This is a genomic window from Bacillus coreaensis (assembly GCF_050586445.1).
GTDB classification, from domain to species: domain Bacteria; phylum Bacillota; class Bacilli; order Bacillales; family Cytobacillaceae; genus Robertmurraya_A; species Robertmurraya_A coreaensis.
Genome location: NZ_JBOCCY010000004.1, coordinates 248,552 through 269,749 on the forward strand (window position 1 = coordinate 248,552; position 21,198 = coordinate 269,749).

The 21,198-nt window shown below is 32.5% G+C and carries 20 protein-coding genes; 19 read left to right on the forward strand and 1 reads right to left on the reverse strand.

What is annotated here, in order from left to right:
• Positions 1–14: 14 nt before the first annotated feature.
• Positions 15–797, reverse strand: a complete 783-nt coding sequence (locus tag ACQ5H4_RS08855; RefSeq protein WP_430774575.1) for an SGNH/GDSL hydrolase family protein — start codon at positions 795–797, stop codon at positions 15–17.
• A 218-nt stretch (positions 798–1,015) separates the two neighbouring features.
• Here ACQ5H4_RS08855 and ACQ5H4_RS08860 point away from each other — a divergent pair, with 218 nt between their 5' ends.
• From ACQ5H4_RS08860 to ACQ5H4_RS08950, 19 genes are all read left to right on the forward strand, one after another.
• Positions 1,016–1,753, forward strand: a complete 738-nt coding sequence (locus tag ACQ5H4_RS08860) for a YveK family protein (RefSeq protein ID WP_430774576.1) — start codon at positions 1,016–1,018, stop codon at positions 1,751–1,753.
• A complete protein-coding gene (locus ACQ5H4_RS08865) occupies positions 1,743–2,447 on the forward strand; it encodes a CpsD/CapB family tyrosine-protein kinase (protein ID WP_430774577.1) in 705 nt (234 codons plus the stop codon). The genes ACQ5H4_RS08860 and ACQ5H4_RS08865 overlap by 11 nt, the downstream gene beginning before the upstream one ends.
• Positions 2,448–2,533: 86 nt before the next feature.
• The gene (locus ACQ5H4_RS08870) at positions 2,534–3,298 is read left to right on the forward strand and encodes a tyrosine-protein phosphatase (RefSeq protein WP_430774578.1); all 765 of its coding nucleotides are present in this window, start codon (positions 2,534–2,536) and stop codon (positions 3,296–3,298) included.
• A gap of 140 nt (positions 3,299–3,438) precedes the next feature.
• Complete coding sequence (locus ACQ5H4_RS08875) at positions 3,439–5,271, forward strand: polysaccharide biosynthesis protein (RefSeq protein ID WP_430774579.1); 1,833 nt, start codon at positions 3,439–3,441, stop codon at positions 5,269–5,271.
• Positions 5,272–5,315: 44 nt separating this feature from the next.
• The gene (locus ACQ5H4_RS08880; RefSeq protein WP_430774580.1) at positions 5,316–5,807 is read left to right on the forward strand and encodes a PglD-related sugar-binding protein; all 492 of its coding nucleotides are present in this window, start codon (positions 5,316–5,318) and stop codon (positions 5,805–5,807) included.
• Positions 5,808–5,845: 38 nt separating this feature from the next.
• Positions 5,846–6,475 (forward strand): sugar transferase, encoded by a 630-nt coding sequence (locus tag ACQ5H4_RS08885; protein WP_430774581.1) that lies wholly within the window; start codon positions 5,846–5,848, stop codon positions 6,473–6,475.
• Positions 6,472–7,329, forward strand: a complete 858-nt coding sequence (locus tag ACQ5H4_RS08890; RefSeq protein WP_430774582.1) for an NAD-dependent epimerase/dehydratase family protein — start codon at positions 6,472–6,474, stop codon at positions 7,327–7,329. Before ACQ5H4_RS08885 ends, ACQ5H4_RS08890 begins: the two co-directional genes overlap by 4 nt.
• A gap of 21 nt (positions 7,330–7,350) precedes the next feature.
• Positions 7,351–8,595 carry a glycosyltransferase family 4 protein gene (locus ACQ5H4_RS08895; protein WP_430774583.1) on the forward strand — a complete coding sequence of 415 codons (1,245 nt, stop codon included), beginning with the start codon at positions 7,351–7,353 and terminating at the stop codon, positions 8,593–8,595.
• A complete protein-coding gene (locus ACQ5H4_RS08900; RefSeq protein ID WP_430774584.1) occupies positions 8,588–9,625 on the forward strand; it encodes a polysaccharide biosynthesis protein in 1,038 nt (345 codons plus the stop codon). Before ACQ5H4_RS08895 ends, ACQ5H4_RS08900 begins: the two co-directional genes overlap by 8 nt.
• Before the next feature lie 14 nt (positions 9,626–9,639).
• On the forward strand, positions 9,640–10,749 hold the full coding sequence (locus tag ACQ5H4_RS08905; protein WP_430774585.1) for a polysaccharide biosynthesis C-terminal domain-containing protein: 1,110 nt from the start codon (positions 9,640–9,642) through the stop codon (positions 10,747–10,749).
• 3 nt (positions 10,750–10,752) lie between these two features.
• Positions 10,753–11,883 carry a non-hydrolyzing UDP-N-acetylglucosamine 2-epimerase gene (gene wecB / locus ACQ5H4_RS08910; protein WP_430774586.1) on the forward strand — a complete coding sequence of 377 codons (1,131 nt, stop codon included), beginning with the start codon at positions 10,753–10,755 and terminating at the stop codon, positions 11,881–11,883.
• On the forward strand, positions 11,880–13,085 hold the full coding sequence (locus tag ACQ5H4_RS08915) for a glycosyltransferase (RefSeq protein WP_430774587.1): 1,206 nt from the start codon (positions 11,880–11,882) through the stop codon (positions 13,083–13,085). Before wecB ends, ACQ5H4_RS08915 begins: the two co-directional genes overlap by 4 nt.
• Positions 13,086–13,131: 46 nt before the next feature.
• Positions 13,132–14,088, forward strand: a complete 957-nt coding sequence (locus ACQ5H4_RS08920; RefSeq protein ID WP_430774588.1) for a polysaccharide pyruvyl transferase family protein — start codon at positions 13,132–13,134, stop codon at positions 14,086–14,088.
• The gene (locus ACQ5H4_RS08925; protein WP_430774589.1) at positions 14,078–15,421 is read left to right on the forward strand and encodes an O-antigen polymerase; all 1,344 of its coding nucleotides are present in this window, start codon (positions 14,078–14,080) and stop codon (positions 15,419–15,421) included. The genes ACQ5H4_RS08920 and ACQ5H4_RS08925 overlap by 11 nt, the downstream gene beginning before the upstream one ends.
• Positions 15,418–16,599, forward strand: a complete 1,182-nt coding sequence (locus ACQ5H4_RS08930; RefSeq protein WP_430774590.1) for a glycosyltransferase family protein — start codon at positions 15,418–15,420, stop codon at positions 16,597–16,599. Before ACQ5H4_RS08925 ends, ACQ5H4_RS08930 begins: the two co-directional genes overlap by 4 nt.
• A gap of 89 nt (positions 16,600–16,688) precedes the next feature.
• Positions 16,689–17,897, forward strand: a complete 1,209-nt coding sequence (locus ACQ5H4_RS08935) for an MATE family efflux transporter (RefSeq protein ID WP_430774591.1) — start codon at positions 16,689–16,691, stop codon at positions 17,895–17,897.
• Positions 17,898–18,893: 996 nt separating this feature from the next.
• Positions 18,894–20,060: a nucleotide sugar dehydrogenase gene (locus tag ACQ5H4_RS08940; protein ID WP_430774592.1), complete on the forward strand. Its 1,167-nt coding sequence runs from the start codon at positions 18,894–18,896 to the stop codon at positions 20,058–20,060.
• Positions 20,061–20,330: 270 nt separating this feature from the next.
• Positions 20,331–20,492, forward strand: coding sequence for a hypothetical protein (locus tag ACQ5H4_RS08945; RefSeq protein ID WP_430774593.1), 162 nt, complete (start codon positions 20,331–20,333; stop codon positions 20,490–20,492).
• 336 nt (positions 20,493–20,828) lie between these two features.
• The gene (locus ACQ5H4_RS08950) at positions 20,829–21,116 is read left to right on the forward strand and encodes a hypothetical protein (RefSeq protein ID WP_430774594.1); all 288 of its coding nucleotides are present in this window, start codon (positions 20,829–20,831) and stop codon (positions 21,114–21,116) included.
• The last annotated feature ends 82 nt before the right edge of the window (positions 21,117–21,198 follow it).

A 21,198-nucleotide genomic window follows, 5' to 3' on the forward strand; every position in this document is an offset into this window, starting at 1 on the left:
CTAAAAGGATGCTATTAATTATTAATAAAGTAATCAGCTAAGAAATTTGCCCAAACCTCTTGGCCTTTATCATTTGGTAAACTACCTTCTTCATCAAGATAGCTTTGAATCTCAACAGTAGTTGGGTCTGGCCAAGCAGTCCAATGGTTTAGATAAGGAATTCCATTATCAGTTGCAAATTTCTCAAGTGAAGAAACCTGAATTGGATAGAACTTCGTATTGTATAAAGGATGTGGTGGCTGAAGGATCACGGTAGCATCAATTTCAGCTATCATCGTTAGGATATTTGCATGAGATTGCTCTATCACGACTTCACCATTATCATTTAACGTAAAAGGTTCAAATACAATTAAGTCCGCTTCACTATTCCATTGTTTATACAATTCCTGTGCAACGTATTCATCTGAGATTAAATCAGTTGTTATGGTTTCAAAGGTAAAAACAGATTCGCCATATGCTTCTTCCATTAATAATTGGAGTTGTTGGGGCCAAGGGTTGCTTCCAGCTTCGATTGCTTTCGAACCTACGAATAAGATATGAAACGGTTGTCCTTCTGAAAGTGCAGCTTGGAATGCTACCTTTGTGTCTTCTGGCCAATTTCCAGCAAGCTCTAATATTTTTGCGATGTCTTCTTCTGTCTTAGTTTCTTTTTCCTCTATATTAGTAGTAGGCTCGTTATCTCTCTCTTCAATCTCATCTCCTGCCTGAACAGAAGTCCTCTTATTCCAATGTATATTTCCTAGAATAAGAACGGCAACGCAAATAATGGCTAACAAAGTTGTAAAAAATGCCTTCAATTCTATTCCTCCTCCAATATGTAGAAAATTAATTGTAAGTTAGTTCCAAATGAAATTTACTACTACAATTTTAAAAAACAATCATGTACTATTAGCAGTGTCATAAAAACACAAGGTATGACAAATCTACTAAAATTATGACAATAAAAACAAAAATTTACAACATTTTATGATATAATTACACTTAGTTTTTTTAAGTAGAATTCAGGAGGAGAACAATGGAAGAGACTATCAGTTTAAAAGAACTTTTTCAAACTCTGAAAAAAAGAATGAGTTTGATCGTGATAATAACATTACTTGCAGTAATGGCAAGTGGAATCATCAGTTTCTTTTTCTTAACACCAATCTATCAAGCTTCAACGCAAATTCTAGTAAACCAAACGAAAGATGATCAAACTTATTACAATACGAATGAAGTACAAACGAATCTTCAATTAATTAATACGTATAATGTTATCTTAAAAAGTCCGGCAGTTCTAGAGAAAGTAATAAATGATTTAAACTTGGATCTGTCAGTAAGTACATTAAATTCAAAAATTAGTGTGGCAAGCGAGAATAATTCGCAGGTTGTAAACATTAATGTTCAAGACGAGGATCCACAAAGAGCAGCTGATATTGCAAACTCTACAGTTAAGATGTTCCAAAAGGAAATCAAGACCATAATGAATGTAGATAATGTAAGTATTCTAGCCAAAGCAGAAGTTGGTGAGAACCAATCTCCAATTAAACCACAACCTTTATTAAATGTAGCAGTTGCTATGGTAGTTGGATTAATGCTAGGAGTAGGTGTTGCATTCTTACTTGAATACCTGGATAACACATTAAAAACAGAACAAGATATTGAACAAACTCTAGGTTTACCAGTACTAGGGGCTATTCCTATGATTAAAGAAACGGATCCAATAGATTCACGCTCAAGCAAAAAGCGTACAAGAGGTGAGAAATTTGGCGCATAAATTAAAAAAACAAAAAGTGACTAACTCTAAAAGAAAACTAATTGTAAAAAATGATCCGAGATCTCCTGTATCTGAACAATATAGAACGATTCGTACTAATATTCAGTTCTCAACAGTAGATAGTGATATACAAACTTTGATGATTACGTCCTCTGGACCAGGGGAAGGAAAATCAACAACTACTGCAAACCTGGCAACCGTATTTGCTCAACAAGGAAAGCGTGTGTTGTTAGTTGATGCGGATATGAGAAAGCCAACTGTCCATTATACATTTAGTTTAACCAACACATTCGGTTTAACTACTGTACTAACGAAACAAATGGACTTATTAGATGCAGCTACAGAACTAGATACATCGAATCTTTTTGTTTTGCCAAGTGGTCCGATTCCTCCGAATCCATCCGAGTTAATGGGCTCTCGAGCAATGGATGAGTTCCTTGAGTTGGCTAAAAGAGAGTTTGATTTGGTAATTTTTGACACGCCACCTGTATTGGCGGTAACTGATGCGCAAATCCTTGCGAATAGATGTGATGGAACCATTCTAGTTGTTTCATCAGGTACTACAGAAAAAGAAAATGCAGTTAAGGCAAAGGAACTACTAACTGCCGCTCAAAGTAAGATTCTTGGGGTAGTACTAAATAATAAAAAGCAGGATATGAACCAACAATACTATTACTATGGGACCGAAAAATAGAATAATAGTGATAATTTTACAAATAAGTAGGTCTATGGTAATATGTAGACCGTCTAAAAATGTTTATTAGAGGAGTTGTGGGTTGTATGATAGATATTCATTGTCATATTCTCCCTTCAATAGATGATGGGGCAAAGGATATAAGTGATTCTATTCAAATGGCGAGAGAAGCGGTAAAAGAAGGCATTCATACAATTATCGCGACTCCTCATCATATGAATGGAAAATATGAAAATCCAAAAAAAGAAATTATTAATAGAGTAAAAGAATTAAATGCTGTTTTAATGGAAGAGAATATTCCGCTTAAAATTCTTCCAGGTCAGGAAACGAGGATCTTTGGCGATATCCTAGAAGAAACCGAATTTGAACATATTTTGCCTTTAAATCACACACAGTATGTATTTATTGAACTTCCTTCTAATCATGTACCAAGATACACTGAAAAGCTTTTGTTTGATATTCAAGTTAAAGGTTTGATACCAATTATAGTTCACCCTGAGAGAAATCAAGAAATAATGTCTAACCCGGATTCATTATATAATTTAGTGAAAAAGGGTTCTCTAACCCAGGTGACCGCTTCGAGTGTAGCAGGATATTTTGGAAAAAAGATTCAGAAATTCTCACAACAATTAATAGAAGCAAATTTAACACATTTTATCGCTTCTGATGCACACAATGTGAATAATCGAACATTTAAGTTGGAAGAGGGACTAGATATTATTGAATCCAAGTTTGGTGTAGATATGGTTTACTATTTTAATGAAAATGCAGATCTCCTTTCTAATGGGAAAAACATTATGAAAGAAATTCCAGAAAAAGTAAAGATAAAAAAATTCTTAGGCCTCTTTTAAACAAAGTATTACACAAATATCTAAAGAGAAAGTATTTATCCAAAATATGTCTTTTCTTTAGATATTTTTATGACTTCCATGCTTTAGTTTAAGAAAGTGTTTTGTAGATTACCTAAATAAAAAAGAAAGGGAGGGATATTATGACGTATCAAAAGAGGTTAACGTTTCTATCTTTGTTAGATTCATTAATTGTTTTAGCGGCTATTTTTGTAAGTTATATTATTCTTCATCCATCATTTGATGTCATTACATACAAACCGTTGTTAATGACACTAATAATTAGTTCTGTAACCCTATTGATAAGCCATCATATATTCGCCTATTTTTACCGTCTCTACCAGAAGGCATGGGAGTATGCGAGTGTTGGTGAATTAGTTGCAATTGTGAAAGCAGTAAGTTTTGCGGTCATTACGGCGGCTATAGTTCAGTTAGTACTATTTCAGGACATTTATGTAAGAGCGCTTGCTCTAGCATGGATGATGCATGTCCTATTAATAGGAGGCTCCCGTTTTTCTTGGAGAGTTTATCGCGATCGTTATATAAAACCAAAGGTAGAACAAAAAAGAGCATTGATTATCGGAGCAGGAGATGCTGGAACTCTGCTAGTTAGGCAATTAATGAGTCACTTAGATACAGGGCTTCTACCAGTTGCTTTTATTGACGATAATGCAAAGAAGCAAAAGCTAGATATCTACGGTGTACCCGTCGTTGGCACTTCAGCAAATATCAATGAAGTGGTTGGTAAATATAAAATCGATAAAATAATCATTGCCATCCCATCACTTAGCAAAAACGAAATGAACAACATCTTTCAAGAGTGTGCAAAAACGAAAGCAAAAACGGTTATTATGCCGAAAATCGAAGATGTCATGCTTGGTAGAGTGACAGTTAAGCAATTCCGTGATGTAGAAGTAGAAGACCTTCTAGGACGTGATCCAGTTGAACTAGATATCGAAAGTATTTCAAAGAAGATAACTGGAAATACGATTCTAGTTACTGGTGCTGGAGGTTCTATTGGATCAGAGATTTGTCGTCAAGTTAGTAAATTTCAGCCGAAAAAACTACTTCTATTAGGACACGGTGAAAACTCAATTTATCAAATTGATATGGAACTTAGAAACAAATATAAAACTGATTTCGAAATTGTTCCTGTCATAGCAGATATTCAAGATCGTGGTCGAATCTTTGAAGTGATGGAAACCCATCGTCCAGATGTCGTGTACCATGCTGCTGCTCATAAGCATGTACCTTTAATGGAGTATAACCCTAAAGAATCAGTAAAAAACAATGTGATTGGCACTAAGAATGTAGCAGAAGCTGCTGATACGTTTTCTGTAGGAACCTTCGTATTGGTTTCCTCAGATAAAGCAGTTAACCCAACTAATGTAATGGGCTCAACCAAGCGCATTGCAGAAATGGTGATTCAAAACCTAGCACAGAACAGTCATACAAAGTTTGTAGCTGTACGATTTGGGAATGTTTTGGGGAGTCGAGGTAGTGTAATCCCGCTATTTAAAAAGCAAATTCAAGCTGGTGGGCCAGTAACTGTTACACACCCAGATATGACTCGTTATTTCATGACAATACCTGAAGCTTCAAGGTTAGTGATGCAAGCAGGTGCATTAGCGCGTGGAGGAGAAATATTCGTCCTGGATATGGGTGAACCAGTGAAAATTGTAAATCTAGCAAAAAATCTAATCAACCTGTCTGGGTATTCTATAGAAGAAATCGGAATTCGGTATTCAGGAATTCGTCCAGGAGAGAAGATGTATGAAGAGCTTCTTGGAGAGAATGAAGTTCATGGTGAAGCTGTGTTTCCTAAAATTTTTATTGGAAAAGCTGTGCTCAGTGGATATGACGAAGTGGAATATTTAATTAACGAGTATACTCATATGAATTCAAAGGAGATTCAAGAGTACGTTCTGGGACTAGCGAATAAGAAAGATTCTCTAGAAAGCGTGTTTGCAGGTTAAGACGGTCCTAGATTTTTGGTAGAAGTGACTTGGAGATGATCTTCTTGATTGGAAACTTGCTTATAGTGGGTGCTGGTGGCCATGGTAGAGTTGTAAATGAAACTGCGATTGCTATGAATTCTTTTGGGAAAATTGATTTCTTAGATGACAATTCTGATATAGCAATCGGGAAATGTAATGAATACGGAAAATTTGTCAACAACTACAACTATGCTGTTATTGCACTTGGTAAAAATAAAATAAGAATGAAATGGACTGAAGAATTAATAAAAGTTGGTTTTCAGATTCCAATTCTTATTGAGCCAACCTCATATGTCAGTCAATCCGCTAGTATTGCAGCTGGGTCTATAATTTGTGCCAAAGCAGTTGTTAATACCAATGTAAAAATAGGGATGGGGAGCATCATTAGTGTGGGAGCATTAATAGATAATGACAGCTATGATGGTGAGTATTGTCATATTAATGCTAGTGCAATTGTCAAAGCTAATAGTAAGATTGATAGGCTAAAAAAGTTAGATGCCGGAATGATTTGTTAGAATGAGATTTACAAAATGATAATTGGGGTGTAAGTAGTATGTATTTGAAGATAAAAAGGTTGGTTGATATAATCTTATCTTTTATCGGACTTATTGTTTTATCACCAGCTTTTTTAGTTCTAATTATAGCTATAAAACTTGAATCTAAAGGGCCAGTGTTATTTAAGCAGAAGCGTGTAGGTATTAATAAGACCCATTTTAATATATTGAAGTTTCGTACAATGAGAATAGATACTCCAAAGGATACACCAACTCACTTGCTAGAGAATCCAGAGCAGTACATTACTAGAATTGGCAGATTTCTGAGAAAAACCTCACTAGATGAGTTACCTCAGATTTGGAATATCTTTGTTGGACAGATGAGTATTATTGGGCCTAGACCAGCACTATGGAATCAATACGACTTGATTGCTGAACGTGATAAGTATGGAGCAAATAATGTACCACCTGGCCTAACTGGATGGGCTCAAATTAACGGGCGTGATGAGCTTCCAATTGAGGTCAAATCCAAGCTGGATGGGGAATATGTTGAAAGGATTAGTCTCTGGATGGATGTAAAGTGCTTCTTTGGGACCATCGTTAGCGTTGTAAAAAGTGATGGTGTTGTTGAAGGTGGAACGGGAGCCAAGAAAGAAGTACTTAAAAGCAAGGAGAGTATTTCTAAATGAAAAGAGTATTAGTAACCGGTAAAAATAGTTATGTAGGTTTGAGTTTTGAGAGATGGGTTGCAAAGTATTCGGAAAACTATTTAATAGAAAAGATTAGTCTTAGAGAAGACAATTGGAAGGAATTAGACTTCTCCGGCTATGATGTTGTGCTTCATGTTGCTGGTATTGCACATGTTTCATCTGACCCAAAAATGGAAGACTTATATTATAAGGTAAATCGTGATCTGACAATAGAGGTTGCAAAAAAGGCAAAGACTGAAGGAGTAAGGCAATTTATCTTTCTGAGTAGTATTATTGTATACGGAGATAGTAGTAGTGAAAAAAGAGTTATTTCTCAGAATACAATCCCTACTCCAAGTAACTTTTACGGAAATAGTAAACTTGAGGCAGAAGAGGGTATAAAACAATTAAATAGTGATCATTTTAAAGTCGTGATTATTAGACCGCCAATGATTTATGGAAAAGATTCTAAAGGGAATTATCCGAAGCTTGCAAAAGCAGCTCAAAAACTCCCTATATTTCCTGATATAGATAATCAGCGAAGTATGCTTCATATTGATAATTTAAGTGAGTTTATTAGATTGATAATCGATAATAAAGATAGCGGCTTATTTTTCCCACAGAATAAGGAATATGTTAGGACTAGTGAGATGGTGAGATTAATAGCAGAGGTTCATGGTAGAACGATTAAGCTTACTAAGGTCTTTAATCCTTTATTAAATATATTAGGGCCAAGGGTAGGAATTATTAATAAAGTCTTTGGTAATCTGGTATATGAGGAAAGTATGAGTGTTTATAAGGATGATTATCAAATAAGGAATCTTCAAAAAACAATCGAGATGACCGAAGTATGACTAAAGGGGGGTGGAAGAGAATTGAAGAAACATATATTAGTTATTTCACAATATTTCTACCCTGAGCAATTTCGTATTAATGATATATGTACTGAGTGGGTAAAAAAGGGTTATAAAGTAACTGTAGTAACTGGTATTCCGAATTATCCGAAAGGTAAGTATTACAGTGGGTATGGGCTTTTTAAGAAGACGAGAGATACTTACAATGGAATTAACATTATAAGAATTCCATTACTCCCGCGAGGAAACAGCTCAATAATGCTTGTCTTAAATTACCTATCATTTGTTGTATCAGGATTTTTTTGGGGGAAATTCACTAAGTTAAAAGCTGATCAAGTCTTTATTTTTGAGGTATCCCCAATGACTCAGGCGTTACCTGGTGTATGGTTCTCGAAAAGGAGGAAAATTCCTTGTTACTTATATGTCCAAGACCTATGGCCAGAAAACGTCGAGATTATTACTGGAATAAAAAATAAACATATAATTGGTGCTATTGGTAAAATGGTTGATTATATCTATAAACATTGTACAAAGATATTTACTACTTCAAATAGTTTTGTCGAAGCCATTGTTAAACGTAATGTGCCTAGAGAAATGGTAGAGTATTGGCCACAATACGCCGAGGATTTCTATATACCGTTAGCTCCAAAAAATATTGCTGAAATCCCAGCTGATGATGTATTTAATATTATTTTTGCAGGTAATATTGGGAACGCTCAAGGTTTAGATATTTTACCTAAAGTGGCTGTGTTATTAAAAGAAAAACGATTAAATAAAAAGGTCAGATTTAATATCGTTGGTGATGGCAGGTACAAGCAAACGTTAATTGATATAGTAAACTCTTCCGGTTTAGGTAGTATGTTTAATTTTATAGAAAAACAACCTGCTGATAGAATACCTGAATTATTAGCTGCTAGTGATGCAGCTTTCCTAAGCCTAACGGATAGTCCTCTTTTCTCAATGACCATTCCTGCAAAGCTACAATCATATATGGCTTGCGGAATGCCAATAATTGCATCTGCTGAGGGTGAAACATGCAAAATCATCCATGAGGCAAAATCTGGATATTCAAGTCCTGCAGGTGATGAAGTGAAACTATCAGAGATTATTATCAAAATTTTATATAAATCTAATAAGGAATTATCACAATTAGGTGAAAATGCTAGAAATTATTATAATTCTAACTTTAATAAAGATGAATTGCTAAAAAAAATGGATATACATTTTAATCATAATTTAAAAATGGAGGAGAAGAAAATTGTTTAATAATAAAACTCTCTTAATTACAGGTGGTACAGGATCCTTTGGTAATGCAGTTATGAAAAGATTTCTAGATACAGATGTAAAGGAAATACGAATTTTCTCAAGAGATGAGAAAAAGCAAGATGATATGAGAAAACTATATAAAAATGAAAAGTTGAAATTTTATATTGGTGATGTAAGAGATTTGGCAAGTGTTAAGAATGCTATGCATGATGTTGATTATGTTTTTCATGCAGCAGCTTTAAAGCAGGTACCATCTTGTGAATTCTTCCCTCTTGAAGCAGTTAAAACAAATATCATCGGTACAGAAAATGTTTTGACTGCAGCAATTGAATATGGAGTAAAAAAGGTTATATGCCTTTCAACGGATAAAGCAGCTTATCCGATTAATGCAATGGGTATATCCAAAGCAATGATGGAAAAGGTGTTTGTTGCCAAATCAAAGACAACATCACCTGAACGAACTCTTATTTGCGGTACAAGGTATGGAAATGTAATGGCATCCCGTGGTTCGGTTATTCCCTTATTTATTGAACAAATTAAAAATGGACAGCCTTTAACCATCACAGACCCAACGATGACGAGATTTCTAATGAGTCTTGAAGAAGCAGTTGAACTAGTTGTTTTTGCTTTTCAAAATGCTCAAGCAGGAGATATCATGGTTCAAAAATCACCGGCAAGCACAATAGGAGATTTAGCACTAGCTTTAAAGGAATTATTTGATGTGAATAATGAAATTAAAGTAATAGGTACCCGTCATGGGGAAAAACACTATGAAACATTACTCACTAAAGAAGAGTATGTTGTCGCGGAAGATATGGGTGGCTTTTATCGAGTCCCTGCGGATCAAAGAGACTTGAATTATGATAAATATTTTGCAGATGGTGATAGTAGATTATCAACAATGGAAGAATATCACTCTTCTAACACTCAACAGTTAACAATAGAAGAAATTAAGGGGAAGCTACTAGAATTAGATTATGTACAAGAGGAATTATTGAAATGGAAAGATAAAACAAAAGTAACGATTTAAAAGGTGGTTATTTGATGAATATCCTAGTTACAGGAGCAAACGGATTTATTGGAAAAAATTTAATCGCAGAGCTTAAAAATCAAGGGTATAATAACATTTTTGAGTTTACTAGAGAAAGTGATCCTTCATCACTAGAGAAATATGCTAAAGATTGTGATTTTGTCTTTCATTTAGCTGGCGTTAATAGACCCATTGAAGAAAAGGAATATATGGTGGGTAATTTTCATTTAACACTACACTTATTAGAACTATTAAAGAAATATAATAATAAAGCTCCAGTTTTAATTACTTCTTCTATTCAGGCAGAGAAGGATAACCCATATGGTAAGAGTAAAAAGGCGGGGGAGGATTTATTATTTAATTATTCCTATGAAATAGACTCGAGAGTATATGTATATCGATTACCAAACGTATTTGGTAAGTGGAGCAAACCTAATTATAATACAGTAGTAGCTACATTCTGTCATAATACAGCAAGAAATTTAGATGTACATGTAAACAATTCGGATGCAGAACTTAATCTGTGTTATATAGATGATGTACTAGCAGAGTTTATAAATGCACTAAAGGGAAATCCTACTAGGGAAAGTGATTTCTGTATTGTTCCTGTAACTCATAATATTAAACTTGGAGATTTGGCCAACCTTATTAAGAGTTTCAAAGAAAGTAGAACAACTTTAAACATTGCTAACATGAAAGATGAACTGACAAAAAAGTTATATAGCACTTATTTAAGTTTTTTACCTGAAAACGAGTTCTCTTATGATCTTAAAATGAATTGTGACCATAGAGGCTCTTTTACAGAATTTATAAGAACACCAGAAAGAGGACAAGTTTCTGTAAATATATCTAAACCTGGTATAACTAAAGGTAATCATTGGCATCACACTAAAAACGAGAAATTTTTAGTTGTTAGTGGAGAAGGTTTAATACGATTTAGAAATATAGATTCTGAAGAGATTATTGAATATAGAGTAAGTGGTGAGAAATTACAAGTAGTTGACATTCCTACTGGATATACACATTCTATTGTTAATATTGGAGAAGCTGACTTAGTGACAGTAATGTGGGTAAATGAATGCTTTGATCCGGAAAAGCCGGACACTTACTTTTTGGAGGTATAACTAATGAAGAAATTAAAAGTCATGACGGTTGTAGGTACTAGACCAGAAATTATAAGACTGTCGGCCGTTATTAAAAAACTGGAAGAATCAAATGCAATCGATCATACACTTGTTCATACCGGACAAAACTATGATTATGAATTGAATGAAGTTTTCTTCAAAGACTTTAATTTAAAAAAGCCAGATTACTTTCTTAATGCGGCTAATGGTACAGCTGTCGAAACGATTGGAAACATACTAATAAAGGTAGACCCTATTATGGAGAAAGTACAACCCGATGCATTATTAGTACTTGGGGATACGAATAGCTGTTTGTGTGCTATTGCAGCAAAAAGACGTCATATTCCTATATTTCATATGGAAGCAGGAAATAGATGTTTTGACCAAAGAGTGCCAGAGGAAACCAATAGAAAAATTGTTGACCATACGGCAGATATTAATTTAACATACAGTGATATTGCTAGAGAGTATCTTTTAAGAGAGGGTTTCCCTGCAGATAGAATTATAAAAACTGGAAGCCCAATGTTTGAAGTTTTAAGCTCAAGAAAATTAGATATTGAAAAATCTAATGTGCTACAAGAGCTAGACTTAGTAGAAGGGAATTATTTTGTTGTTTCTGCTCATAGAGACGAAAATATAAATTCTGATATTAACTTTCTTGATTTAGTGAATAGTCTGAATACTATAGCAGAAAAGTACAAACTACCTATTATTATGAGTACTCATCCAAGGACTAGGAATATGCTAGAGGCTAAAGGCATTGTATTTAATCCGTTGATAAGAACAATGAAACCTTTAGGGTTTAATGATTATGTAAAACTTCAGAGTAATTCTAAAGCTGTACTAAGTGACAGTGGAACGATCAGTGAAGAGTCCTCAATCTTAGGGTTTAAAGCATTAAATATTAGGCAAGCGCATGAACGTCCAGAAGCAATGGAAGAAGCATCAGTTATGATGGTAGGATTAGAAAGTGATAGAATACTCCAGGGACTAAATATACTAGAAACTCAAGAGGAAAAGTCATTAAGGCCTGTAAGTGACTATAGTATGCACAATGTATCGGATAAAGTCCTAAGAATAATTTTATCATATACAGACTATGTTAACAGGGTTGTTTGGGGTAAAAAATTGTGAAAGTACTACAGATAAATTCTGTATGCGGTATAGGTAGTACAGGGAGAATAGCCACAGACATTCACAATATACTAATTGAAGGTGGTTATCAGAGCTACATTGGATATGGAAGGGATAATCCGAAAAATTGTGAAAATAGTATTAAGATAGGAAATAAGAAAGATATTTATTTTCATTTATTTTTATCTAGAATATTTGATAAACACGGTTTTGGGTCAAGTTCTGCTACTCATAAATTTATAAATGATATAAAAAATATTAATCCTGATGTAATTCATCTTCATAACATACATGGATATTACCTTAACATTCAAATACTTTTCGAATTTTTAAAGGAATTTAATAAACCTGTTATTTGGACTTTACATGACTGCTGGTCATTTACAGGCCATTGTGCCTATTTTGATTATATTGGTTGTGATAAATGGAAAGATTTATGTTATAAATGTCCAGCGAAGAAAGCATATCCTTCTAGCCTAATGATAGATAATTCTAAAGAAAACTACTTGAACAAAAAACAAATATTTAATGGGCTTAAAAATTTAACTATCATAACACCTTCCGAGTGGCTTGCTGAGAAAGTTCAGAATTCCTTTCTAGGACATTATCCAATTCAAGTTATTAACAATGGGGTAGACGTGAACGTTTTTAAACCAAGCAATGGGAATATTAGGGAGAGGTTTGGGCTTAAGGATAAGTTTATCATTTTAGGTGTTGCGAGTATATGGGATAGAAGAAAAGGCCTGCAGTATTTCAAGGATTTAAGTGTGAGACTTGATGCAAATGAATTAATATTATTAGTAGGATTATCAGATGAGCAAGTTAAAGATCTACCAAATAATATAATTAGCATTCCCAAAACGAATAACATTGAAGAGTTAGCAGAGATTTATTCTTGTGCGGATGTTTTCGTAAATCCAACTCTTGAGGATAATTTTCCTACTACGAATTTAGAGTCCTTGGCATGTGGTACTCCAGTTATTACATTTAATACTGGAGGTAGTGTTGAATCTGTAGACCATGGGAAAACAGGGTTCATAGTTGAAAAGGGAAATGTTAATGAGTTATTGGACTATATACGACTAATAAAACAAAAAAGTAAATCCTACTTTTTTGAAAATGCTACAAATAGTGCTAAGAGTAAGTACGATAAACGGAAAAAATATAAAGAGTATGAAAAATTATATATTTCTATGACATAGATGCTGAAAAATATTTTAGCGAGAAATATAAAAGGGAGTTATAGTAATGAAAAAAATAGTATTATATAGCCCAGGTTTATCATCAATGAATTTAGGAGATAAGATTATTGCTGAATCTGCAAAAGATAGAATTGATTTCCTCTTAGAAGATTCTTTTTCGGTTGAAGTAGCAACACATTTACCTCAATCATTTTATTATATGAGAAATTTAAGAAGTGCGGACTATAAATTTGTATTGGGAAGTAATCTTTTAAAGTCAACCTTTTTTGGCTTTAAAAGACAATGGGATGTTACATTAAGATTAGCCAAGGTTACTGGTCCGTGTATTCTAATAGGAGCGGGTTGGTGGCAATATGGAAATAAACCAAACCTTTATACTAAGCTGCTGTTTAAATCAATACTATCAAAAAAGCATATCCATAGTGTGAGGGACGATTATACTGAGGAAGTTCTAAGAAGTATGGGTTTCGATAATGTTATTAACACATCATGTCCAACGATGTGGGAGTTGACAGAAGAACATTGTAAACAAATCAAAGAGGAAAAATCAGAAAATGTTGTATTCACTTTAACTGATTACAATAAGGATGCTTTAAGAGACAGTAAGCTAATTAGTATTCTTGCAAGTAATTATAAGACTGTATATTTTTGGCCCCAAGGTTTACCGGACTATGAGTATTTTGCTGAAATTAACAAACGTTATAAAAATATAACAATATTGGGAGCATCTTTAGATGCATTTAATGAAGTCTTAGAAAAAGGCAGTATTGATTATATTGGAACTCGCCTACATGGTGGAATTAGGGCACTGCAGAAAAAAGTAAGAACTATAATTATCAGTATTGATAATCGAGCAAGAGAAAAAAGTAAATCATTTAATCTGCCCATTATTGAAAGAGATAATATTGACAGTTTAGAGGAGTTAATAAATGCTAAGTTTGAAACAAAAATAAATATCCCAATAGACAATATAAATGTTTGGAGAAAGCAATTTGAAAAGTAATTCAAAAGATATTAGTCTTATTATAGATTTTATTATTATCTTTTTATTATCTCCTTTTCTTTTTATTAAAAAATTATACACCGTAATAAAAAGGTGTAGATTATACCCTTTAATTTTTATAGAAATATATGTTCTATTCACAGTCATACTGTTTTATTTTGGTCCAATAGAATATCCTTTAGTAAATCCAATTAAGACCGTATGTCTGATTCTTTTATATAATTTTGCCCTCATTGGTGGTTATTACCTTGCAGATTCCAAGTTTATTGTTAAGGGAAACAAGTTTAGAATGAATTTTATAAGTGTGAGAATGCTATTATGGATAGGGACAGTAGTTAGTATTACATTTTCGTTCGTACTATTTACCCAATATTCGAGTACTTTAAGTTTATCTATAATTATTGATGACTTAATGTTAGGAATAACAGATCCTGGAGAATCTTATCTTAGAAACATTAATAATGCCAAGGAAAGTAGTATCTTTACGCAACTTATGACTCTTCTCTCTCCATTGACATATCTAGTAATACCACTAGGCTTATTTTATTTTTCTAAGTTAAGATTTTTAGAAAAAGTCCTCTTGATTATTGCGATAAGTTTTGAACTTTTTGCCTTTATAATTAAAGGTACAAATTTTGGTGTTTTTAAAGTTGCAGCTATTTTCTTTGTTGTATTTTTTCTTGTTAAGAAAAAAAGGAAGATTAATGCTAATTCCAAGATTTTAATAGTATTTGCAATTGTATATTTCTTATTTTCAATTACAAATAGAATGAATCTAACGGGTATTCCAAATACTGTGTATGGTATGGAGATTGATCAAAATCACTTATTGTTTAATATTTTACCAGTATCATTAAGTATTCCCATAATGTTAGGTACTTCCTATATCTCTCAAGGTTATTATGGGCTTTCATTGACATCTTTATATAATTTCGATTCTACCTATGGTTTTGGAAGTGGAAGATTTTTATTAACTAAGGTAGAAAGTTTGTACAACATTGAACTTTGGGAAAGAACATACCAATATAAAATGGATTTGCTTTGGGATTCTAGGGTGAACTGGCATACAATTTATGTCTGGTTTGCAAATGATTTTGGACTACTGGGTGTTCCAATTATAATGGCTTTAATTGGATTTATGTTTTGTTTAATTTTTAGAGATGTGAAGGAGCACAAAAGTGTGTTAGCTACAATACTGCTCCCACTTTATGTACTAATGATACTGTTTATTCCTGCAAATAATATAATATTTGATAATCCATTAATGTTTATTCCTTTTATCTTTTTCAATATATTATGGATCTTTTCAAAAAGGTGGAGGGTGAAACTGTGAAAAGAAGAATATTGTTTGTAGTTAAAGGATACTATCCTGATCTTTCACCTTCGGGTAATTTAGTAAAACCCTTAGTTGAAGAATTATCAAAGAATAATTTTGTTTATGTGCTATCTTGGTCAGGTAAAAGTCATACTGGGCAATATACTAAAAATTTACATTTTAAGAAAATAGAACTAAAAAAATCAGGTGGCATTTTTTTTAGGTTATTGGGGTTCTTGAAGAGAAATTTTGGACTTAAGATTTATGATAATAATCTAGTAAACAAAATGAAATTGGAAATTGAATCTCTAGATAGAGAATATAATTTTGATTCTATAATAGCTGTTACTTTTGAAGAGATTTTAGCATTGATGTATTCTAGAATACTTGCTAAGAAGAAAAGTGCATTTTTACTAGAAAAAATACCTTTAGCTTCAAATATTAAGGTTCCCTTCTTATATCCTTATAGGAGGGAACAAAAAGTTAAAATAGAAGAAGAAATAATGGATAAATTTAATAGCGTTTTTGTGTTACCGATAATGTATAAGTACTTTTCACAGAATGATAAATATAAAAATAAAACTAAACTGGTGGAACTAGAACACCCAATGGTAGTTAACAATATAAGTTCGAAGAAAAGCAACAATAAAGTATATAAATTAATATATGCAGGAGGTCTAGATAGAAACCAAAGAAATCCATTGCAAATACTGAACTTCTTTTTAAAAGTAAGTAAAGTAATAATGGTTGATTTGAAATTTTACTCATATGGAAACATGCAGAATAGTCTTTATAAGTTTGCATCTGCAAATAGTTTTTTTTCCCAGAGTGCCGGGATTAGTGCAGATTTACTTAAAAAAGAGATTGATGGAACAGACTTTATAGTTACTATAGGAAATAAGGAGTCAGATATTGTACCTAGTAAGATATTTGATTGTATCTCCACGGGTAAGCCAATAATTCATTTTGCCCAGATTGCAGAAGATCCGTATAAGAAATATCTAGATCTCTATCCCAATTCAATAATGGTTAATGTTCAAGATTTGAGTGAAGATGAAACAGTATCAAAAATTGTTAGCTTTATGGAGAAAAATTATAATAATCAAACAACCTATAAATACATTTATAACAATTTTTATGAGTGTACACCTGAATATGTGGGTCGGAAGCTATTAGATATATTACAACAGGAATAACTTAATCTAAACAAACAAATTCCCGCTATTATAATGGAAGTTAATATATTCCTTAAAACTTAGTGATATGGAAAGATCGGAATGATTTAATGAAGTCGGTATACCAGGTTCTATCTTTTGATATGATATCAAAAATATTTATAGGTTTTGTTAGTATATTTATTATTAGGTATTTAGCAGAAGACCAATATGCAACCTATACTCTTGCTTTATCATTAATTACAATTGTTTCTCAAACAATTTCTTCAACTTTTAGAAGAATATATATTGTTGGTTTCGAGAATTTTAATATGAAGGAACATAAAAGGTCATTTCTTGGGTTACAAATTATACTTGCATTTGTTATAGCACTATTTTTATTACCAATGCTAGGAGATATACCACTATTCTTAATTACTTTTAGTGTAATCTTTGGATATATACTTATTGAATTCCTCAAGACGACCTATCAGCAAGAGCTAAAATTTAAAGAATATTCGTCAATTGAGATAACTAGATCTACTTCATTCTTTTTATTTACAATAATTCTCATCTTATTATTGAAATTTGACCTGAAGGCATGGCAGGTTTTAACTGTTCAATCTATTAGCATGATAATTATCTATATAGTGTCAAGTTTTTTGCAAACAGATAATAGTCAAGTGATAAATATAAAAGGGGCATTTAAGATAGGTAGAGATATAGTTAAAGGTAGTTATTTCTACTTACTAGGCTATACATTGTTTGGAACAATGTTAGGTAATTTAGATGTAGTATTGTTAAAGTTGCTGGCAAATGAAAATGAACTTGCAACATATGGTTCTGCTTTTCGTTATTACTCATTATTGTTATTAGCACTTGGTTCAGTTAACTCCGTATTACTACCAGTCATACAAAAAGTAGAAAACTTAAAAGAATTGCATGACATATATAGAACTCACAGAAAACTGATTACAATATTTGTCCCTTTAGTAATTTTAGGGGCTTGGTTATCAAAGTGGGTAATTCCTATTATAGATTTAGGAAAATATCCAGATGCAGTTTATGTCTTTCAGATACTAGCTATATCAGCTTTGATATCGTTTGTTTTTAGCCCACATACAAATTTTATAATGAAGTATGAAGATTTTAAGTTTTTATTTATTATTATTATAATCTCTGTAATAATTAACATATCTCTGAATATATTATTAATTACTAGATTAGGTGCAATTGGAACAGCTTGGGCGACTTTAATTACATTTGCCTTTAGTAATATCATCACTTATATTAGGTCTCGGAATTTCCAACAAAGGTTAAAAATAAACAAGATAGGATAAATACAAAGTTTTTGGGTATTTATCCCTTTTTGACATTTATAAGTGATTACGTAGGACTTAATTATATAAATTATTGTATTACTAATAGTAGACAATTTTCTTTGAACCTTTAATTAAAAATTCAGTTGAATTCAGTTCCCTCATATAATATCATCAAAAAATCTTATAATTTGGAGAATCTTAAATTTTGGTATGTCAGTAGTTTTATAGTTCGTTAAACAGTGAGCCTTGAAAAATCAGGGGCTTCTCAGTCTATTAAAAATATTCTTCCATTAATCAATCTGAGGGTTGTGGTAATGATGCTTTATTATTTATAATATTTTTTTATAAGTAAAAGCTCTCCCCCTTGCTTTTTTGTTAAGCGCTAACACGAATTAATTTTGGATTAATAAAATGGGAGCCTTCTATAAACCTCATAAGTATATCTACTCCTACTAAAACTCTATTCAACTTTAGAATGACGAAGTAATGGTCACAAAATTAATTAAGTTCTTTCGCGATATATTTAAGAAATTACCACAAGATTAGTGGGAAAGCATAAAGTACTTTTAACTATTGGATTATAAATTTTCATACAATAACATTTATTATTTAATTTATTATTTTTAGCTTCATTAAATACAAGAAACTACTATTCGAACGTAAGGGATTTCACATTGTAAGGCAAATATACTTATGATAAAACGATAGCCTAGAAATTATGAAAATCATACACTATGATAGTGATTGTTAAATCACCTTGACAACGTAATCATTTTGATTTTACACCTTAAAATTGAAATATGACTAGAATCCAACGTGCTTATTTAAACTACTTTTCAGTGGTTTTGGAGTCCATATGATAGGGTGAGCTAATTTATATGGAGTTTAGTAAATGTTTCTATAGCAATGTACTTAGTAAAGGTTAGATAAAGTATAAGGAAAACCGTTTAATCTATAATTGTCGTTTTACTTGTAATATATTATTACAGTGAGTGAGAGAAGGGTGGGGATTTTATGAAAATTACTATTGCAGGGACTGGCTATGTGGGATTATCCAATGCAATTTTGTTAGCTCAAAATAATGAGGTAATTGCGCTGGATATTATCCAAGAAAAAGTAGATATGCTTAACAGTAGAAGATCTCCAATCATTGATTGTGAGATAGAAGAATACTTAGCCACGAAAGAGTTGAATCTAACTGCAACAACCGACAACTTTAAGGCTTACAAAGATGCAGAGTATGTCATTATTTCCACGCCAACAAATTACGATCCAGAAAAAAACTATTTCAACACTAGAACTGTTGAAGCAGTTATTGAAAATGTGTTATCCATTAATCTTGATGCAATTATGGTTATCAAATCAACAGTTCCAGTTGGATATACAGAGAAAATCAAAGAGAAATTTAATACAGATAATATTATTTTCTCACCAGAATTTTTGCGTGAAGGGAAAGCATTGTATGATAATTTATATCCTTCTCGTATAATTGTAGGTGAACAGTCAGATAGGGCAAAAGTTTTTGCTGATTTGTTAACTCAGGGAGCTCTCAAGGAAGATGTTCCAGTTTTATTTACCCATTCAAGAGAAGCGGAAGCTATTAAACTTTTTGCTAACACTTATCTAGCGATGAGAGTTGCTTTTTTTAATGAATTGGATTCATATGCAGAGGTAAGAGGTTTAGATACAAAACAAATAATCGATGGAGTTGGCCTAGATTCTCGTATTGGTAATCATTATAATAACCCTTCATTTGGATATGGTGGCTATTGTCTACCTAAGGACACAAAACAATTACTAGCAAATTATTCTGATGTTCCAAATAATATTATGACTGCGATAGTAGATGCGAATAGAACTAGAAAAGATCATATTGCAGAAATGATAATTAAAAGGAATCCCAAAGTAGTAGGAATCTTTAGACTTACAATGAAAATAGATTCTGATAACTTTAGACAATCAGCTGTTCAAGGTGTAATGAAGCGTATTAAAGCAAAAGGTATTGAAGTTGTTGTATACGAGCCTGCTCTAAATGAGAGAACTTTCTTTAATTCAAGAGTGATAAATGACTTTGAAGAATTTAAAAAAATAAGTGATGTGATTCTAGCCAATCGTATGTCTGATGATTTAAGAGCAGTTGAGGATAAGGTTTATACAAGAGATTTATTTAGTAGGGATTGAAGCTGACCAGATAAAAGTACTCACTGGACTGTCTTAATTGGCATCTTAGTGGGTATTTTTTATCTCAATTTTTTAAAATCTTAACTATAAAAGCTTTAATTTGAAATATAACTGATTACGGCCACTGTAATCTAAAGTTAATAACTTTGGTTTTGCTGCTGATGACATAGGATGCATTATAATTAGATATCCATAGTTTGAGCTCGGAACGAAATCAGATTAGACAATAATTCATTAAGAGTTATAACATCATGACAGGGGGGAATGGATGTGGGTTCACAAAGAGTGAAAATTATTATAGTCTCTCTCTTACACTCACTATTTGTTTTACCGAATATAGGCGTGGGGTTCCAAACATTATTAGTGGGTGAGGAAAAGGAATCTTTGCTTGAAAACTACCAAATCCTACTATTTGTATTTGCTGTATATTAATAAACTTTTTTATACATTTCATACCTGCAGTACTAATTGGAATAATGGGATGGCTTGGATTTACTAGTTTAACTGTCTTAGTGTCTATGATCTTCTTTGGCGTGGATTATATAGTTTTATACAGACAACCCTCAATGAAATTTAGACATACTCCTAGTCCCTTTGGCTATTATCCTTTTTTCAAGCTTACCCGCGATTATGGACAGAGTTCAAGATGCTATTGACTTTACCGTTATAAAATCCAAAGAAACTCCTGAAATTGAATTATATGTTAATTAGGAAAGGATATCTATTCGTCCAAGTTCCTGTTGGAATAGTGATAACAGTGAGGGGTGTATGGGTGATACCGTACCAATTATATTGTCGATTAGTCCAGTTGGTCTTGATGAATTCGTTGTTTCAGGTGAAGTAGAGATAGAATTAAATGTAGCAGAAGAAGAGAAATTTCCTATGAAGGCGTACTATTTAGACAGAGACGAGATTGTAGAAATGAATGCCAAAGGAAACAAATTTACGTTGCCAGCACATATTCATGAACAAGGGGTAAAGGTGGTAGTCACAACAGCAAATAACCAAATTTTATCCTTTGCATTTGGAATCAGGAATGGAGTTAGAGACTATTAAGCTTTACTTTTTGGTTGAAAAAAATAAGAGGTTTGAAAAAATGTAAAGATAAGGGACCCTTTCTATAATAGAATGGGTTCCT

What these genes read in the sequence shown, in the direction of transcription:
- ACQ5H4_RS08860 (WP_430774576.1), top strand. Translation starts at nt 1,016, where the DNA reads ATGGAAGAGACTATCAGTTTAAAAGAACTTTTTCAAACTCTGAAAAAA.
- ACQ5H4_RS08870 (WP_430774578.1), top strand. Translation starts at nt 2,534, where the DNA reads ATGATAGATATTCATTGTCATATTCTCCCTTCAATAGATGATGGGGCA.
- ACQ5H4_RS08875 (WP_430774579.1), top strand. Translation starts at nt 3,439, where the DNA reads ATGACGTATCAAAAGAGGTTAACGTTTCTATCTTTGTTAGATTCATTA.
- ACQ5H4_RS08885 (WP_430774581.1), top strand. Translation starts at nt 5,846, where the DNA reads ATGTATTTGAAGATAAAAAGGTTGGTTGATATAATCTTATCTTTTATC.
- ACQ5H4_RS08890 (WP_430774582.1), top strand. Translation starts at nt 6,472, where the DNA reads ATGAAAAGAGTATTAGTAACCGGTAAAAATAGTTATGTAGGTTTGAGT.
- ACQ5H4_RS08905 (WP_430774585.1), top strand. Translation starts at nt 9,640, where the DNA reads ATGAATATCCTAGTTACAGGAGCAAACGGATTTATTGGAAAAAATTTA.
- wecB (WP_430774586.1), top strand. Translation starts at nt 10,753, where the DNA reads ATGAAGAAATTAAAAGTCATGACGGTTGTAGGTACTAGACCAGAAATT.
- ACQ5H4_RS08920 (WP_430774588.1), top strand. Translation starts at nt 13,132, where the DNA reads ATGAAAAAAATAGTATTATATAGCCCAGGTTTATCATCAATGAATTTA.
- ACQ5H4_RS08935 (WP_430774591.1), top strand. Translation starts at nt 16,689, where the DNA reads ATGAAGTCGGTATACCAGGTTCTATCTTTTGATATGATATCAAAAATA.
- ACQ5H4_RS08940 (WP_430774592.1), top strand. Translation starts at nt 18,894, where the DNA reads ATGAAAATTACTATTGCAGGGACTGGCTATGTGGGATTATCCAATGCA.
- ACQ5H4_RS08950 (WP_430774594.1), top strand. Translation starts at nt 20,829, where the DNA reads ATGGGTGATACCGTACCAATTATATTGTCGATTAGTCCAGTTGGTCTT.